The following is an 18,129-nucleotide window of genomic DNA, read 5'->3' as shown; positions in this document are numbered from 1 at the left end:
ATAAAAAAGACCCCGCACTGGGCGGGGTTCAAGGTGATGAAAAACAAAAACAGACAATACACACACACAACAAAGGCTCACACGCACAGTCAACCTTTCCCAAACCCGATGCAGTGTCGGCCTTGGGAAAGGCGGGTCTTGCGACCCGCCTAGTGTTAGCGGTTGGCTGCTATCAGTTCAGCTCGGTGACACGACTGGTGCGCTGGCCATCGAAACTGGTGGTACGCAGGTAGACCTTGCCGGTCACGCTCGGCTTGGCCGCGGCGTCGTAGGCAGTCCAGGTGCTGCCGTCCAGGCTGTACTGGATGGGCAAGCCCGGCAGATCCACGTTCGCTTCAAGCTTGCCATTGATGACCTTGGCGCCCGGTACTGAGAGGCGGTATTCAACACCAGCCTGATCCAGCTTCGGCAGCACGCGCTGACCCAGCAGGTTGGCGAACTGGTTCCACTCTTTATTGAGGGTGGACTTGTTGACATGCTTGGTCTCGCCGGAGAACTCGCGGCCCTTCACATAGTTCAGCTCGAAGCCACCTTTGTGCCAGGCACGCTCGGCCACGGAGAAGATACGCGGGTAGACCATGTACTCGTACTGGGCATCGGTTCGCACGGTTTCACTCCACTGCTGACCGGAGATACCGCGGAACTTGACCGGATCCTGGTCCCCCTTGGCCACGAAGGCGTTGCCGTCGCGGTCAACCGAGGTCTCGGCGTTCTGCGGCAGGTTTTCCGGGGCAAAGGCGAACACCTTGCGGGTGTCATTGAAACGGGTTGCCCAGTAGTAGCCACGCTCGGCCGGGTGTACCTCATTCGGGAAGTCGAAGTAGAGGTAATCCGGGTTGGAGAGCACAACGTCATAACCCTTGTGCGCCCACTTCATCGCTTCGTTGAAGCCACCCCAGTAGAGGGTTTCCCAGAAGTTGACCACTGTCTTGTCGGTGGCGAAATCCTTGGCGCTATTGGCGTACTTGAGGCCATCTTCCCATGCCTGCAGGGTGGAGAAGCCACGCTCTTTCGCCAGCTCGCTCACTTCCTTGGCGAAGTAAACCGGCAGCTCGGCCACGTCCTTGATCTTGCCATCCTCGATCATCTTCTGGCAGACCGGCGATTTGCCGAACGGCTTGTCCTGCTTGCTGGAGTCGACGTTGCCCTTCCAGGCGACAAGATCGGCTTTCTGGGTAACGGCCGGATCCTGATAGCCACCGCCCTGCATGATGTTCTTCGCCTCGTCACCACCGTAATGCCAGGCGGTCAACGGCTGACCGGCGGCCTGGTGCATCTGGGCCACTTCATCCATCACCTTGCTCACGAAGGTGGCTGCACCCGGCTGGCAAGGGTTGATGAAGGACATCTTGTCGTAGAACTGCACCGAGGTGACGTTGGAGGTATCCGCCGGATCCGTCAGACGGAACTGGTTGGCTTCGGCCTCTTTGCCCTCGCTCATCAGACGCTGGTAACGCGCTTCCATGGAGACCACGGCAGCACGGGCGTGCGCCGGCATGTTGATCTCGGGGATGACGGTGACACCACGGGCCTTGGCATAACGCACCAAATCGATGTAGTCGGACTTGCTGTAGAAACCGGAACCCTGGTTGTCGCTGGTCGGGCCGGAACCCAGCTGCGGCATCAGGCACTTGGTTTCAGACAGATCGTGGCAACGCTGGCTGCCTACGTCCGTCAGCTCAGGCAGACCCGGGATCTCCAGACGCCAGCCTTCATCGTTGGTCAGCCCCAGGTGCAACTTGTTGAGCTTCATGGCTGACATCTGGTCAACCAGCTTCTTCATGGTTTCGAGGCTACGGAAGTGACGGGCCACGTCGGTCTGCATGCCGCGGTATTCAAAACGCGGCGCATCCTCGACGCTCATCTGGCTCACCAGCTTGTCGTTCACCCCCAGCAGGGAGAGCAGGGATTGCGCGCCCCAGAAGGCACCCTCGATGTCGTGCCCCTGGATCACAGTACCCTGCTTGCCGATAGTCATGTCATAACCTTCGGCCTGCTTGAGCTTGCTGCCGAGCTTGATGGTCACTGGATAGCCGGTGTCGGAGAGGGTAACACCCAGCTTGGTCAGTTGAGCCTTCAGGGCTTCGGCGCGATCGCTTGGCAAGTCCAGCGCGTTGAGCTTGATGCTGGAGAAGTCCACTTGCGGACCCGATTTGATCACTTGCTTGAGCGGGGTCGGCAGTATCTGATCATCAATCTTGCTGGCTGGCAGCAGGCTGCTGGTCAGGTTGGCATCGAAACGGGTCTCGCTGTTCATCAGGATGTTGTTGTCATCCTTGGTTCGCTTCCAGCCATCGGCCGGCATCGGCTTCTCGTAGGTGCTGGCGTCGTCGATGTTGCTCATGCTGGCAATCACCTTGGGCTCGGCGCCGTCGGCAGCCACATACCAGCTTGGCATGATGTCAGATTCGAACAATACCCAGTATTCCACCACCAGCGGCACTTCGACCGTGGCATCCTTGGCAAAGCCCTTAAACTGCTCGGTTGGCGTCAAACGATAGAGGTCGCCGGTCAGATGGGTGATGGTGAACTGGTCGTTGTCGACGCGCTGGATACGGCGGATGGAAGAGACATAAATACCCCAATCCTTGGAGGTCACGTCAGCACCTGTATTGGTCAGGTGCAGCTTGGCCACGCCACAGCTCGCCCACTCGGAACCCAGCGCCTGGCAATCGAGGCCGGCACCGGCACCGTCGTTGGTGACGACTTCGTACTTGACCACCAGGTTGCTGGCAAGGGAGTCGACCACGGCTTGCTTGGCGGCATCGGCTGCCTGTACCTGGCTGACAAAAATCGTAGACATGGCAATGGCTAACAGAGAATGTTTCAAGTTCATAACTGCTGCTCTCATTTGAAGTAAAGGTTGGATTTTCTTGGCGTTTTTTATATTGGGCCCCGTGGCGGGGCCCTAGTTATGTCAACAATGGACTTAGACTTGAGGCGAGCTTGGCGCCCGATTAACGCAGGGCCTTCATCTCACCGGCAATGATCTCGGCCAAGGGGCCCAGAATCACCTGCAGGTTCTGTTCACCGAGCTTGACCACACCGGCCGCGCCCAGGGCTTTGAGCTTGCGCTCATCCACTATGCTGCGGTCTTTCAGGGTCAGACGCAGACGGGTGATACAGGCATCGATGGTCACCAGGTTGTCTTGGCCACCCAGCACTTCCAGATACTGGCGAGCCAGTTCGGTGCGGTCAGTGGTCTGAGCCTGTGCCGGTACGGCTTCGTCATCTTCACGACCCGGAGTTTTCAGGTTGAACTTGACGATGACGGCACGGAATACCACGTAGTAGAGACCGAAGAACACCAGACCCTGTACCAGCAACATGTACCACTGGGTCGCCAGCGGGTTGCGGCTGGAGAGCACCATATCCACCAGACCGGCACTGAAACCGAAACCGGCCATCCACTGCATGCTGGCGGCGATGAACACAGAGACACCTGTCATCAGGGCGTGGATGACATAGAGCACCGGCGCCACGAACATGAAGGAGAACTCGAGCGGCTCGGTCACACCGGTGAAGAAAGAAGCGAAGGCGGCGGCGATCATGATGGATGCAACCTTGTCCTTGTTCTCTTTCTTGGCGGAGTGATAGATGGCCAAGGCTGCGCCCGGCAGACCGAACATCATGATGGGGAAGAAGCCAGCCTGATACATACCGACAACGCCTTTCACCTGATCCAGGCTCTTGCCGGCAGCCAGTGCGGCATCAATGGTACCCTGACCGCCCAGGAAGTTCGGGATGTCGTTGATACCGGCCACGTTGAACCAGAACACTGAGTTCAGGGCGTGGTGCAGACCAATCGGGATCAGCAGACGGTTGAAGAAGGCGTAGATACCGGCACCGGTAGAGCCCAGGCTGACGATGGATTCACCAAAGCCCACCAGACCACCGTAAATGACAGGCCAAACGGCCATCAGGATGAAGGAGACGATGATCATCACCACTGAGGTCACGATCGGCACCAGACGACGGCCGGAGAAGAAAGCCAGCGCCTTGTGCAGTTCAACACTGCTGAAGCGGTTATAGAGCTCGGCGGCAATCACACCGGTCAAGATGCCGATAAACTGGTTGTTGATCTTGCCAAAAGCCGCGGGTACATCTTCAATCGCGATACTCTTGATCTGGGCAACGGCACCCGGGCTCAACAGTGTGGTCACGACCAGGAAACCGACCAGACCGGCCAGTGCGGCAGAGCCGTCTTTGTCCTTGGACATGCCGTAGGCAACACCGACAGCAAACAGCACTGACATGTTGTCAATGATGGCAGCACCGGCCTTGATCAGGAAGGCGGCCAGCGCGCTGTCACCACCCCAACCGTTAGGGTCAATCCAGTAGCCAACCCCCATCAGGATCGCGGCGGCAGGCAATACCGCTACCGGCACCATCAGGGCACGGCCGATCTTTTGCAAATAACCGAGAATGTTCACGGTTCCTCTCCTTAGTTAATGTTTTTCTAGAAATTAAGTGCTTATCACGTTTGACGCATAAGCCATCAAGGCTTGATTGGCAGTCTAGGGCTTTTATTTCGCTGCGCAAATTAATAAACCTGTAATCGTGATCATTATCACCCAAACGAGATAAAGGTAGCGGATACATGTGGCTTAGTTCGCAATCTTTATTTACGCTATAAAACAACTTGAATCCGTCCTAGCATATTTGCCGCCGACACCCCGGCAGCAACCCGTACAGAGGTATCTACAATGCGCCTGATCCCGTTGAAATCTGCCAGCCAAGTGGGTCTGTGGTCTGCCCGTTACATCGTTGACCGTATCAATGGGTTCAAACCCACGGCCGATCGCCCCTTCGTACTGGGCCTGCCCACCGGCGGCACCCCGCTCAACACCTACAAGCGCCTGATCGAGCTGCATAAAGCCGGTGAAGTAAGTTTCGAGCACGTGGTCACCTTCAACATGGACGAATATGTCGGCCTGCCGGAAGATCACCCCGAGAGCTACCACAGCTTCATGCACAACAACTTCTTCTGTCACATCGACATCCGTCCGGAGAACATCAACATCCTCAACGGCAACGCCGAGGATCTGGTGGCCGAATGCAAGCGCTATGAGGACAAGATCAAGTCCTATGGCAAGATCAACCTCTTCATGGGTGGCGTCGGCAATGACGGTCACATCGCCTTCAACGAACCGGCCTCCTCCCTCTCCTCCCGCACCCGGGTCAAGACCCTGACCGAGGACACCCGTATCGCCAACTCCCGCTTCTTCGGCGGTGACATGGAGCAGGTGCCCAAGCTGGCGCTGACCGTGGGTGTCGGCACCCTGATGGACGCCGAAGAGATCATGATCCTGGTCACTGGCCACGGCAAGGCCCAGGCCCTGCAAGCAGCAGTGGAAGGCAGCGTCAACCACATGTGGACCATCTCCACCCTGCAACTGCATCCGAAGGGAATGATGGTGTGCGACGAGCCCTCCACCATGGAGCTCAAGGTCAAGACGGTGCGTTACTTCCAGCAGCTCGAAGCCGCCAACATCGGCCGTCTGTAAGGAGCCACCATGTACGCATTGACCAATTGCACCCTCTACACCGGCAGCTGTGTGCTGACCGGTTACGGGGTCGTGATCGAGGGCGACAAGATTGTCGCCATCCAGCGTCAGGCCGAGCTGCCTGTCGGCATAGAGCGACATGATCTGCATGGCGCCAACCTCTGCGCCGGCTTTATCGACGTGCAGCTCAACGGCTGTGGCGGCGTCATGTTCAACACCGACATCTCCACAGAGACACTGGCGATCATGCAGGCCGCCAACCTCAAATCCGGTACCACCAGCTTCCTGCCGACCCTGATCACCAGCCCGGATGCGGACATGAAGCGGGCCGTCGCCGTGACCCGCGACTACATGGCCGCGCACCCGAATGAAGTGCTGGGCGTGCATCTGGAAGGCCCCTACACCAACCTCAAGCGCAAAGGCATACACCCGGCCGCCCAGATCCGTCAGCCCGCCGACGAGATGATCGACTTCTTCTGCGCCAACAGCGATGCCATCGCCAAGATCACCCTGGCACCGGAGCGCAACAAGCCCGAGCACATCCGTCAGCTGGTGGAGGCAGGCATACTGGTCTCCGCCGGCCATACCGCCGCCAACTACGATCAGGCCATGGCCGGCTTTGATGACGGCATCCGTTTTGCCACCCACCTCTACAACGCCATGACCCCGACCGTGAACGGCCGCGAGCCGGGTGTGGTGGGTGCCATCTATGATCGCAAGGATGTCTATGCCGGCGTCATCGTCGATGGACACCATGTGCACTGGGCCAACGTGCGCCTGGCCCACAAGATGCTGGGGGAGCGGCTGGTGCTGGTCACCGACGCGACCGCCCCTGCCGGCGCGCCGGAAGGCTTTGAGAAGTTTGATTTTTGTGGCGCAACCGTCTATTTCCGCGATGGTCAGTGCGTCGACGAGAATGGTACACTCGGCGGCTCTGCCCTCACCATGATTGAGGGGGTGGAGAATCTGGTCAAACAGGTCGGATTACCGCTCGATGAAGCACTGAGAATGGCCACTCTTTATCCCGCTCGCGCCATTGGATGGGACTCACGTCTCGGTAGTATCCAGGTCGGAAAAATAGCCAACCTGACTGTCTTTGATCAGACCTTCACGGTCTGCGGGACCGTGGTTAACGGACACTACACAACACAGTGACACTATGACTGGCGGACAAATAGCAAACGTAGATCTTATCAAGCAGGTCAACAGTGCAGCCGTATATCGGCTCATCGACCTGCAAGGCCCCATCTCGCGGGTCAAAATTGCCGAGTTGAGTCAGCTGGCCCCGGCCAGCGTGACCAAAATAACCCGGCAACTGATCGAGCATGGCCTGATCAAGGAGACCTCACCGCAAGCCTCTACCGGCGGGCGGCGCGCCATCTCCCTGACCACCATCAAGCATCGCTTTCAGTTTGTGTCCGCCAAGCTCGGCCGCGGCTATCTGCAGCTGAGCCTGTACGATCTCGATGGCAAGGAGCTCGATCAGCATGTCACCCAGGTGACCGAGATCGATCAACAGCCCGTGGTCGACATGCTGCTGCGGGAAATTGGTGCCTTCATGGACTCCCAGCAGGAGCGCAACCGCAACCTGATCAGCATAGCGCTGACCATGCCGGGTCTGGTCAATCCGGAATCGGGTATGGTCATCTATACCCCCAAGTACCAGATCCGCAATCTGGCCCTGGCCAAGCTGCTGGAAAACCACTTCAACCTCCCCTGCTACGTGGGCAACGACACCCGCTCGCTGGCACTGGCCGAACACTTCTTCGGCGAGTCCCGCGACTGCATGGACTCCATTCTGGTGAGCGTGCACCAGGGTGCCGGCTCCGGCATCATCACCAAGGGCAAGGTGTTCCTCGGTCAGAACCGCAACGTCGGCGAGATCGGCCACATCCAGGTCGAACCGCTCGGCAAGCGCTGCCACTGCGGCAACTTTGGCTGCCTGGAGACCATCGCCTCCAACGAGGCCATTGTCGACAAGGTAAAAGAGCTGATCAGTCGCGGTCACCTGAGCTCGCTGCAGGAGAAGCACATCACCATACAGGAGGTGTGCAAGGCGGCCATGGCCGGGGATGAGCTGGCACGCAGCGTGATCGAGAACGTGGGTGAGCACCTGGGACGGGCGGTGGCCATCACGGTCAACCTGTTCAACCCGCAGAAAGTGCTGATCGCAGGCGAAATCACCGCCGCCGAAGAGATCCTCTTCCCGGCCATTCGCCGCTGTGTCGAACACCAGTCACTGCCGAGCTTCCACCGTGGCCTGCCCATCGTGAAGGCCCGCTTCCAGAACCAACCCACCATAGGCGGCTTCGCCCTGGTGAAACGGGCCCTGCTGGAGGGTGATCTGTTGCAGATCATCATGGAGCAGAAGTAAGGCGCTGGCCTTGCGAGACAAAAAACGGCAGCCACTGGCTGCCGTTTTTTATTGTGCGCTTTTCGCCGGTTTATCCCGCCCGACAGGGCTTGAACAAGTCCAACGCACCGTCATAGACGCTGGTCTGCACATCCATGATCCCCAGCATTGAGTGGAACAGGTTGTCGTGGGAGAAGCGCTTGCTGCTCGCCTCCTGCTGCAGGCAATCCATGTTCAGCCGGCGATCCGCCTGCAACTGGGGGGAGAGCCAGGTCAGCAGCGGCACCCGTGTCTGATCGTCCGGCGCAAACTTGTAAGGGGTGCCGTGCAGGTAGAGCCCCATGGCACCGAGGGATTCGCCGTGATCGGAGAGATAGACCAACCCCACGTTGTAGTCGTTCTGCAGCGTCTTGAGCTTGGCGATCAGCCGTGCCACCACCTTGTCGGTGTAGCGGATGGTGTTGTCATAGGTGTTGACCAGCTCTTCATTGGTGCAGTTTTCGATGTCGCTGCGCGGACAGTCCGGCACGAAGAAACGCTCGGACGCGGGATAACGGCGATAGTAGGTCGGACCATGGCTGCCCATCAGATGAAAAGCCACCAGCTTGTTGCCCTGCTTGCCCTTCATGTCGGCAATCTGTCGGTCCAGCCCTTCCAGCATCACCTCGTCGTAGCATGAACCCTGCTGGCAATACTGCGGGAAGGCCTTGGCTTCGATATCTATGGTGGGCACATTCTTGCACACCCCCTTGCAGCCGCCATCGTTCTCCTTCCAGAGCACAGAGACACCTGCGTGTTGCAGCACATCCAGCATGCCGTCCCGGGACTGGGCCAGGGTGTCGTCATACCCGCGTCGGGTGAGATTGGAGAACATGCAGGGCACTGAGACAGCCGTGGCCGTACCGCAGGAGCGCACGTCCTTGAAGGAGATGACTCCCGCTTCCTGATCGGTGAAGCTGTTGGTCTGCTTGCGATAGCCGTTGAGGGAGTAATTCTGGCTACGCGCCGTCTCCCCCACCACCAGGAACATCAGGGTCGGCTTGTTCCCCTGCCCCACCACCCTGGCGTCCGTCCCCAGCGGCTGATAAGGAATGGGGGTGGCAAACAGTATATCTCTGGCATAGCGATAGAAGCCGTGTACATAGTTGGCTGGCACTATCTCCTTGCCAAGAGACTTGTTGTTGCGCCCGACCGAGGCGTAATCCTGATAATAGAGCGCAGCCACACCCACCAGAAACAGCAGTGACAGGGCGATGGAGCCAAATCGCAGGCCAAACCCTCTATACCAGGGGCTGGGATATTCAATCTTGACCCACAACAAGGCCAGCGCCGGCAGCACACCGGTCAGCAGAAACCAGAGCGCGACCGAACCATTGAGGTAGGCGCTCACCTCCCCCGTATTGGTCGCAACCATGTTCTGTACCATGTCCCTGTCGAAGATGACGCCATATTTGAGCATGGCGTAGCTGACCACAGAGCCCATCAGGATCAACAGCACGAAGAAGGGCTTGAGCAGATAGCGGAAGGTGAAGGGCAGAAACACCGCATTGAGCGCGGCCAGCAGCACCAAGGGGATAGAGAGGGCAAAGCCCGCCTTGACGTGCTCCAACTGGGTGAGAATGTGGTAAAAGTGCAGGAAGATGGGCCAGTTGAACACCAGTGCAAACAGCAGCACCAGCAACAGATTCACCTTCATCACTCCCAGGGTGATGCGCATAACGATACTCCGACAAACCAGGCAGGACTGGGGCCCCTGCATGGGGGCACCCGTTGTGAGTGCTCGCTTGCCGCGCACCTCTTCCGGAGGGCAAGCGCGGCAAGGGGCTGGGGCGCCCGGACACAGCAGGCAGCTTAAGTCGCCAAACTTAAGGGAAAATTAAGGCGGGCAATGCCATGGTCGGCACGATTTTCAGGTGCCAGCTCATCATAAGAAAAACGGCAGCCGAGGCTGCCGTTTTAGCGGGGGCGAACAGAGCGTAGCCACCTGAGTGTTCACGGACCGGATTACAGGGTCGCGGCGACTTCGTCGGAGATGGAGCCGTTGTGGTACACCTCCTGCACGTCGTCCAGATCTTCCAGCATGTCGATGAGACGCATCAGCTTGGGGGCGGTTTCCGCATCCAGCTCGGCTTCGGTGGAAGGGATCATGGTCACTTCGGCGTTCTGGGCCTTGAAGCCGGCGGCTTCCAGCGCATCCAGCACGGTACCGAAGTCGTTCGGGGTGGTGTACACCTCGATGGAACCATCTTCCTCGGTCACAACGTCATCGGCGCCCGCTTCCAGTGCCGCATCCATCAGGGCATCTTCATCGACACCGACGAAGGTCAGCAGCCCTTTCTTGCTGAACAGGTAGGCAACCGAGCCATCGGTCCCCAGGTTGCCGCCGCTCTTGCTGAAGGCATGACGCACTTCGGCAACTGTACGGTTACGGTTGTCGGTCAGACACTCCACCATGACGGCGGAGCCTGCCGGGCCGTAGCCTTCATACACTATGGTCTCGAGCTGCTCGCCGTCGCCACCACCGGCCCCACGCGCGATGGCGCGGTTGATGGTTTCGCGGGTCATGTTGCTGGTCAGGGCTGCCGTCACCGCCGCACGCAGGCGCGGGTTGTTGGCAGGATCCGGATCACCAATACGGGCCGAGGTGGTGATTTCACGGATCAGCTTGGTGAAGATCTTGCCGCGCTTGGCATCCTGAGCTGCCTTGCGGTGTTTGATGTTGGCCCATTTACTGTGACCTGCCATAGAGACTCTCCGTTATATTTTTTAGATTTCAATAACACAAAGTGACCGGGTAGGCCGCGCTGGACGCGGCCGGGACTGTGCCGGATGCCGGCTTATTCATCACCCTTGACGGTCGTCGCAATCGCCAGTTCGCTCATCTGCGCCTGGTTGGCAAAGCTGGGGGCGTCTGTCATCAGACAGGCGGCCGCCGTGGTTTTCGGGAAGGCAATCACGTCCCGGATGTTGTCGGTACCGGTCAGCAGCATGCTCAGACGGTCCAGGCCGAAGGCCAGACCGGCGTGCGGCGGGGTACCGTACTTCAGCGCATCCAGCAGGAAGCCGAACTTGAGGCGTTGCTCGGCAGGTGTGATGCCGAGGATGTCGAATACGGTGGCCTGCATTTCGCTGTTGTGGATACGCACAGAACCGCCACCCACTTCGTAGCCGTTGATGACCATGTCGTAGGCGTTGGCATAGGCGCTGAGCGGGTTGGCTTTCAGCTCGCTCGGACCCAGGTTGCTCGGGGCGGTGAAGGGATGGTGCATGGCCGCCAGGCCGCCTTCGCTGTCTTCCTCGAACATGGGGAAGTCGATGACCCACAGCGGCTTCCAGCTGTTTTCCATCAGACCCAGATCGCGGCCCACTTTCAGACGCAGGGCACCGATGGCATCAGCCACCACTTTCTTGCTGTCGGCACCGAAGAAGATGATGTCGCCGTCGGCGGCGCCGGTACGGGCCAGGATCTCGCGCACTATCTCATCGGAGAGGAACTTGGCAACCGGAGACTGCACGCCTTCGAGGCCATTGGCCGCTTCGTTGACCTTCATCCAGGCCAGGCCCTTGGCACCGTAGATGCCGACAAACTTGGTGTACTCGTCGATCTGCTTGCGGGACAGCTCGGCGCCGCCCGGCACTTTCAGGGCTGCCACACGGCCTTTCGGGTCGTTGGCGGGGCCGGCGAACACGGCAAACTCGACGGCGGTCAGCAGATCTGCCACATCGACCAGCTCCATCGGCAGACGCAGGTCCGGCTTGTCGGAGCCGAAACGGCGCATGGCTTCGTCGAAGGTCATGACAGGGAAGTCGCCCAGATCCACGTCCAGCACGTGTTGCCACAGGTTGCGGATCATCTCTTCCATCAGCTCGCGCACTTGGGGCGCCGTCATGAAAGAGGTCTCCACGTCTATCTGGGTGAATTCCGGCTGGCGATCGGCACGCAGGTCTTCGTCACGGAAGCACTTGACGATCTGGTAGTAGCGATCGAAGCCGGACATCATCAGCAACTGCTTGAACAGCTGCGGGGACTGCGGCAGGGCGTAGAACTTGCCCTTGTGCACCCGGCTCGGCACCAGATAGTCACGGGCACCTTCCGGGGTGGCCTTGGTCAGCATAGGGGTTTCGATGTCGAGGAAGCCATGCTCGTCCATGAAACGGCGTACGAAGGCACTGGCCTTGGCACGGGTCTTCAGGTACTTGGCCATTTCGGGGCGACGCAAGTCCAGATAACGGAACTTGAGGCGCTGCTCTTCACTATTGATCTGATTGAAGTCCAGCGGCAACGGCTCGGCGCGGTTGATGATGGTGAGCTCATGGGCGAACACTTCGATGGCACCTGTGGCCATGTCGCTGTTGCGCTGGGAGTCAGGACGGGTACGTACCACACCTGAAACCTGAATGCAGAACTCGCCGCGCAGTTCGGAGGCAAGGGCGAAGGCGTCCGGCTTGTCCGGATCGAAGAACACCTGCACGATCCCTTCCCGGTCACGCATGTCGATAAAGATCAAACCGCCGAGGTCGCGACGACGATGGACCCAACCGCACAATGTAATGGTCTGCCCGGCATGGGCCTCATTGACCTGTCCGCAATAGATAGAGCGCATGGACTTCTTCCTTCGAAATTGTAGAGAGACGGTTAACCTGAGCCGCCGGGCACGACTGGCAGCACAGTCCGTCTCACAGCTGGCCAGAGTCTTGTTCTTGCCCGGTTTGAAATCTGTCTCGTACCGTCCGACCCCCTGGATCGGACACCTGCCACCGATATCGGCTCGACCAGAGGCGGCTGGCAAGCGGCCGGGCAGTCGGTCAGAGGGCATCGGAAAGCATTGTTGTTTGGCCAATTCATGGCCGCTACCGTCGCCACAATATGCGCACAGCGGGGCGAGTCACAACAAATTGGCAAACAAAAGGGCTGGCATTATAGAGGAAAACCCCCATTTGGGTAAAATGGCCAGCAGCCTCCTTTGCCCTGTTTTTTGCGTCTCAAGGCAAAAAATGGGCATAAACCGAGATAAACACGCAGACAGGATCCGCCATGAGCCTCTTTTTGGGCCTGCCACAATGGTCGCACCCGGCCTGGCCCGGTCAATTATTGGGCGTGGGCGCCAAACCCGCCGAACATCTCGCTCACTACGCCCGGGTGTTCAACACAGTGGAAGGCAACACCACCTTTTACGCCTCGCCCACCCCTGACACAGTGCAGCGCTGGGCCGATGCGGTGCCTGCCCACTTTCGTTTCAGCTTCAAGTTTCCGAAAGAGATCAGCCACCAGAGCGATCTGGTGAGCGTAGACAAGCAGGTGACCGAGTTCATTCGCCTGCTCACCCCACTGCACGACAAGCTGGGACTGCTCAAGCTACAGCTGCCCGCGCGCTTCGGCCCGAGCGGCCTTCCCCGCCTCGCCGAATTCTTCAATCGGCTGCCGGCAACGTTTCGCTATGCCCTTGAGGTACGTCATCCCGATTTCTTCGCCAAAGGGGAAGCAGAGCGTAGCCTCAACCGCATGCTGATGGAAAAAGGCATCAACCGCATCATGCTCGACAGCCGGCCACTGTTTTCTGTGCCAGCCACCACGGCAGCCATGATAGATGCCCAGGGCAAGAAGCCCAGACTGCCGGTGCATCTGCTGGCTACCGCCAGCGCCCCCGTGGTGCGGCTCATCGGTCTGCCGGAACCGGCCGCCAATCACCCCTTTCTGCCGGGCTGGCTGCCCCACTGGCGTCAATGGCTGGTAGAGGGAAAGGATCTCTACCTCTTTATACATACCGCCGACAATGCCCAGTCACCCGAACTGGCCCGCCAGATAACGCACCTGTTGGGGCATGAGATGGCACCCTGGCCGGGGGAAAACGATCGCGCACGCCAGGGCGTGCTGCGCTTTTAGGCAGCCATTTCAACGGCCCTTCATCAGCCACAAAAAAAGCCACTTTTTTGTGGCTGGACAGGGCTCGGCGTCAAGACAAACGCCCATCAATCCTCTACACTAGCGCCCCAAGCAAGGGTCCGGAACATGGCCCATACGAACTGGGACGGCCCCAAGGAGCTCAAGGCCCCTCACCCCGTTCGTAAACAGGTGATAACTCTGCTCTGATGGGTATCACCCAACGACTCAATTGAACAATACAGCCGGATTACACACCGGCTGTCAGGTTGCGTAAGCATGCATACCAAAGACCAAATTTTTGCTGCCCCTATCGCCCGATTGGGGGACTTCTGCTTTGACGAACAGGTCGTCGACGTCTTCCCCGACATGATCCAGCGGTCTGTACCGGGCTACAGCAACATCATCTCCGCCATCGGCATGATGGCTGCCCGTTATGCCCAGCCAGAGAGTCGTCTGTACGATCTTGGCTGCTCCCTCGGCGCCGCCACCCAGGCCATGCGTCGCCACCTGACTCAACCGGGTTGCCACATCACGGCGGTGGATCTCTCTCACCCCATGATAGAACGCGCCCGTGCCCACCTTTCGGGTTTCAAATCCGAGGTGCCGGTGGAGCTGGTCGAGGCGGACATCTGCGACATAGCGATCGAAAACGCCTCTGTGGTGGTGCTCAACTTCACCCTGCAGTTCGTGGACCCCGAAAAACGGATGGCCCTTATCCAGCGCATCTTTGATGGTCTGCGTCCGGGCGGCATCCTGATCCTGAGCGAGAAGTTCCGCTTCGAGGATGAACCGGTCAACGATCTGCTCATCGAGCTGCACCTAGACTTCAAACGCGCCAATGGCTACAGCGAGCTGGAGATCAGCCAGAAACGCAACGCCCTCGAGAACGTGATGCGTACCGACAGCCTGGAGACCCACAGATCCCGCCTGCAAAGCGCCGGCTTTGTTCATCAGGATCTCTGGTTCCAGTGCTTCAACTTCGGTTCCATGATTGCCATCAAATCCAGCGACGCCAACTAAGCCATGATCGACTTTGCCAATTTTTATCAACTGATCGCCAAGAACCGGCTGAGCCACTGGTTGCATACCCTGCCCGCTCAGCTGCATGCCTGGCAGCACGACAACCTGCATGGGGACCTGCCGCGCTGGAATCGCGCCCTCAACAAGCTGCCCACCACAGCGCCCGGCCATATCGAGCTGCAACGGGGCGTCGAGATAGGCAATAGCCAGAGCTTGAGTGAAGGGGAGCGCAAAAAAGTCGAGAGTCTGCTGCGCCAATTCATGCCCTGGCGCAAGGGGCCCTTCATGGTCCACGGTATCCACATCGATACCGAGTGGCGCTCCGACTGGAAGTGGGCACGGGTATTGCCCCACATCAGCCCGCTGGCTGGCCGCTATGTGCTGGATGTGGGCTGCGGCAGCGGCTATCACCTCTGGCGCATGGTCGGCGAAGGAGCCAAACTGGCCGTCGGCATAGACCCGAGCCCGCTGTTCTTGTGCCAGTTCGAGGCCATTCGTCACTTCACCGGTGGCGATCAGCGCGCTCATCTGTTGCCACTGGGCATTCAGGAGTTGCCTGACCTGCGTGCCTTTGACACCGTCTTCTCCATGGGGGTGCTCTATCACCGCAAGTCCCCCATAGAGCACATAGAACAGTTGCGCAACCAGCTGAAAGACGACGGCGAGCTGGTGCTGGAGACGCTAGTGATAGATGGTGGCGTCAATGAGGTGCTGGTGCCCACCGACCGTTACGGCAAGATGCGCAACGTCTGGTTCATCCCCTCAAGCGCAGCGCTCAAACTCTGGGTGGAGCGCTGCGGATTTACCGATGTGCGGATCGTAGACGAGAATATGACCAGCACCGACGAACAGCGTCGTACCGACTGGATGATCAATGAATCCCTGAGCGACTATCTGGATCCTGCGGATCCCGCGCTCACGGTAGAAGGACACCCGGCGCCGAAACGTGCCGTACTGATTGCCAGAAAGGCCAAAGACTAGCCGATGGCGCCAGCGGAAGTTACACTGACCCAATTCCAGGAAGCACAGTTAAATGAATGACATGAAAAGCAAATTAAAAGGAATGACCCTGCTCTCCCTGCTCAGTCTCGGCGGGTGTGTCAGTGTGGATAAAGCGCCTCCGGTACCAACCTTGACGCTGGCAGAGCTTCGCGGCGAGATAAGCTTGAGCGAGCAACGCCTGCAAACATCCATGGAGCAGCAACAGAAGCAGTATGTGCAGCAACAGCACCTGCTGGTTCAGCTCAACACCGATGTCAACAACATGAAAGAGTCCGTGAAAAAAGTCGACAGCAAGCTCGAAAACCTGGCTCCCGAGCCACCCAAACCCATGGCGATCCCGACCGAGAAGTGTCAGGCCCCGAGCCAGGGCCACACCGTCGACGGCAAACTGCTGGTGGGTGAAGCCGAGTGGATCTGGGTTGATGCCGCCAATGACGCCTTCCAGGCGCGGGTCGATACCGGCGCGACCACCTCTTCCATCAGCGCCCAGGACATCACCATCTTCGAGCGCAACGGCAAGAACTGGGTGCGCTTCTTCCTGAGCCACCAGGAGATGGACGACAAGATCCAGATCGAAGCGCCGCTGGTACGCCACGTTCGTGTGCGCCAGGCGTCTGCCGACGATCTCGACCGTCGTCCCGTGGTGCGTCTGGCGGTGCGGATCGGTGACATGACCGAAAAGGCTGAATTTACCCTGAAAGATCGCAGCGACATGACCTTCCCCGTGCTGCTGGGTCGTGAATTTTTGAAAGACATCGCTGTGGTTGATGTGGCCCGCGAATATATCCAACCAAAACCCACGCTCAAGGATGTGAAATAATCCATGGTTTCCCGTAAGCCGTTCTATTTGCTGGTCGCCCTGCTGTTCATTGTCGGCCTGGGGATGACGTTTTATCACCACATAGCGTTGGATGTACCGCTGACGCCGGGTGAAAAACGCCAGATCTGGTCCATCGAGGCCAAGCTCGAATTTGAAGCCACCGGTGAGCCGGTGATCGCCTCCTTGGCCATTCCGGGCACCCAGCCCGGTTTCACCCTGATGAACGAGAACGCCGCGAGCCCGGGCTACGGCCTGTCATTTGTCGAGAAGGACGGGGATGCCCGCGCCGAGTGGTCGATCCGTTCCGCCTCCGGCCGCCAGGAGCTCTACTACCGCGTCGACATGATGGCTGACGACCATGCCAAACCGGCTGCCCTGGCAAAGCCTCCCGTCATCGAGAAGCAGATAGAGAGCGAGCCTTACGCCACTGCCATGAAGCAGATCTCCGAACGGGCCCAGGAACGCTCCGCCGACGGTTACACCCTGACCCGCGAGATCATCAAGGAAATAGAGAAACAGGAGCAGAACGCCGAGCTGCTGAAATCTCACAAGAGCCGGGCCAGCCTGATTGCAGAGCTGCTGAGCAACGCTGACGTCCCGGCGCGGGTGGTCCATGCCCTGAGTCTGGAAGACGGCCGTCGTCGCCAGGAGCTGGTGGATTACCTGCAGGTGTTCAACAGCCCAACCGACTACAAGCTGTTCAACCCGCAAACCGGTGAGCAGGGTCGCCCTGCCAACCTGCTGCTGTGGGAATATAACTCAGGCGCCCTGCTGGATGTCACCGGCGGCCACAACTCCCGGGTCACCTTCTCGATGATCGAGCAGGAACAACCGGTCAACGTGGCGCTGGCGCAGAAGTTCGAAAAGTCCGAGATGCAGAACTTCTCCATCCACAGTCTGCCGCTGGAAGAGCAGGCGCTGTTCAAAGGCTTGCTGCTGATCCCCATCGGCGTGCTGATGGTGGTGTTCCTGCGGGTTATCGTCGGTATCAAGACCTCGGGCACCTTCATGCCTGTGCTGATCGCGGTCGCCTTCATCCAGACCTCGCTGGTTACCGGCCTGGTCGGCTTCCTGCTGATCGTCGGCACGGGTCTGGTCATCCGCTCCTATCTGTCGCGGCTCAACCTGCTGCTGGTCGCCCGAATATCGGCGATCATCATAATGGTGATCTCGATGATCGGTATCTTCTCCGCCTTCGCTTTCAAGCTGGGACTGACCGACGGCATGAAGATCACCTTCTTCCCGATGATCATCCTCTCCTGGACCATAGAGCGGATGTCCATTCTGTGGGAAGAAGAAGGTCCGAAAGAGGTGGTGCGTCAGGGCGGTGGTTCCCTGCTGGTGGCGGTTATCGCCTACCTGGCCATGGATAACGAGCTGATCCGTCATCTGACCTTCAACTTCCTCGGCCTGCAGCTGGTGCTGATGGCGACCGTGCTGCTGCTGGGCAACTACACCGGCTACAAGCTGAGCGAGCTCAAGCGCTTCAAGCCGCTGGTGAACGAGATCAAGTCTGGCGCCACCCCGGGTAAGGACAAGTAAC

The 18,129-nt window shown here is 58.9% G+C and carries 13 protein-coding genes; 8 read left to right on the top strand and 5 right to left on the bottom strand.

Annotated elements, in window-relative coordinates:
- Positions 1-172: 172 nt before the first annotated feature.
- Together GWQ29_RS17865 and nagE are read right to left on the bottom strand one after the other, a co-directional pair.
- Complete coding sequence (locus GWQ29_RS17865; RefSeq protein ID WP_275919979.1) at positions 173-2,836, bottom strand: beta-N-acetylhexosaminidase; 2,664 nt, start codon at positions 2,834-2,836, stop codon at positions 173-175.
- Positions 2,837-2,957: 121 nt separating this feature from the next.
- The gene (gene nagE, locus GWQ29_RS17860) at positions 2,958-4,433 is read right to left on the bottom strand and encodes an N-acetylglucosamine-specific PTS transporter subunit IIBC (RefSeq protein WP_059112559.1); all 1,476 of its coding nucleotides are present in this window, start codon (positions 4,431-4,433) and stop codon (positions 2,958-2,960) included.
- A gap of 273 nt (positions 4,434-4,706) precedes the next feature.
- On the opposite strand from nagE, the gene nagB reads away from it, so the two are divergent.
- From nagB to GWQ29_RS17845, 3 genes are read left to right on the top strand one after another with little or no spacing between them, the layout of a single operon-like run.
- Positions 4,707-5,507 (top strand): glucosamine-6-phosphate deaminase, encoded by an 801-nt coding sequence (nagB, locus tag GWQ29_RS17855; protein ID WP_021137914.1) that lies wholly within the window; start codon positions 4,707-4,709, stop codon positions 5,505-5,507.
- Positions 5,508-5,516: 9 nt separating this feature from the next.
- Positions 5,517-6,662 carry an N-acetylglucosamine-6-phosphate deacetylase gene (gene nagA, locus GWQ29_RS17850; protein WP_275919978.1) on the top strand — a complete coding sequence of 382 codons (1,146 nt, stop codon included), beginning with the start codon at positions 5,517-5,519 and terminating at the stop codon, positions 6,660-6,662.
- Positions 6,663-6,666: 4 nt separating this feature from the next.
- On the top strand, positions 6,667-7,881 hold the full coding sequence (locus GWQ29_RS17845) for an ROK family protein (protein WP_005309674.1): 1,215 nt from the start codon (positions 6,667-6,669) through the stop codon (positions 7,879-7,881).
- Positions 7,882-7,951: 70 nt separating this feature from the next.
- On the opposite strand, the gene GWQ29_RS17840 is transcribed toward GWQ29_RS17845, so the two are convergent.
- The 3 genes from GWQ29_RS17840 to aspS all read right to left on the bottom strand — a co-directional run bounded on the left by GWQ29_RS17840 (position 7,952) and on the right by aspS (position 12,464).
- The gene (locus GWQ29_RS17840; RefSeq protein ID WP_275919977.1) at positions 7,952-9,577 is read right to left on the bottom strand and encodes a phosphoethanolamine--lipid A transferase; all 1,626 of its coding nucleotides are present in this window, start codon (positions 9,575-9,577) and stop codon (positions 7,952-7,954) included.
- Between the two features lie 287 nt (positions 9,578-9,864).
- Entirely contained in the window at positions 9,865-10,605 is a 741-nt protein-coding gene (locus GWQ29_RS17835) for a YebC/PmpR family DNA-binding transcriptional regulator (RefSeq protein ID WP_005313105.1), read from the bottom strand.
- 92 nt (positions 10,606-10,697) lie between these two features.
- Positions 10,698-12,464 carry an aspartate--tRNA ligase gene (gene aspS / locus GWQ29_RS17830; protein WP_265461240.1) on the bottom strand — a complete coding sequence of 589 codons (1,767 nt, stop codon included), beginning with the start codon at positions 12,462-12,464 and terminating at the stop codon, positions 10,698-10,700.
- 431 nt (positions 12,465-12,895) lie between these two features.
- On the opposite strand from aspS, the gene GWQ29_RS17825 reads away from it, so the two are divergent.
- The 5 genes from GWQ29_RS17825 (at position 12,896) to GWQ29_RS17805 (ending at position 18,128) form a co-directional block, all read left to right on the top strand.
- Positions 12,896-13,744 (top strand): DUF72 domain-containing protein, encoded by an 849-nt coding sequence (locus tag GWQ29_RS17825; protein ID WP_275919976.1) that lies wholly within the window; start codon positions 12,896-12,898, stop codon positions 13,742-13,744.
- A 276-nt stretch (positions 13,745-14,020) separates the two neighbouring features.
- Positions 14,021-14,764, top strand: coding sequence for a carboxy-S-adenosyl-L-methionine synthase CmoA (cmoA, locus tag GWQ29_RS17820; protein ID WP_275908603.1), 744 nt, complete (start codon positions 14,021-14,023; stop codon positions 14,762-14,764).
- Positions 14,765-14,767: 3 nt separating this feature from the next.
- A complete protein-coding gene (cmoB, locus tag GWQ29_RS17815; protein ID WP_265461237.1) occupies positions 14,768-15,745 on the top strand; it encodes a tRNA 5-methoxyuridine(34)/uridine 5-oxyacetic acid(34) synthase CmoB in 978 nt (325 codons plus the stop codon).
- Positions 15,746-15,827: 82 nt separating this feature from the next.
- Positions 15,828-16,586 carry an ATP-dependent zinc protease gene (locus GWQ29_RS17810; protein ID WP_021137920.1) on the top strand — a complete coding sequence of 253 codons (759 nt, stop codon included), beginning with the start codon at positions 15,828-15,830 and terminating at the stop codon, positions 16,584-16,586.
- Positions 16,587-16,589: 3 nt separating this feature from the next.
- On the top strand, positions 16,590-18,128 hold the full coding sequence (locus GWQ29_RS17805) for an inactive transglutaminase family protein (RefSeq protein ID WP_059112566.1): 1,539 nt from the start codon (positions 16,590-16,592) through the stop codon (positions 18,126-18,128).
- Position 18,129: the final 1 nt, after the last annotated feature.

The organism is Aeromonas sp. 2HA2 (genome assembly GCF_029237345.1).
GTDB lineage: Bacteria > Pseudomonadota > Gammaproteobacteria > Enterobacterales > Aeromonadaceae > Aeromonas > Aeromonas salmonicida.
The sequence above is the reverse complement of the archived record's forward strand: the minus strand, read 5'-3'. Positions and strand labels throughout refer to the sequence as shown.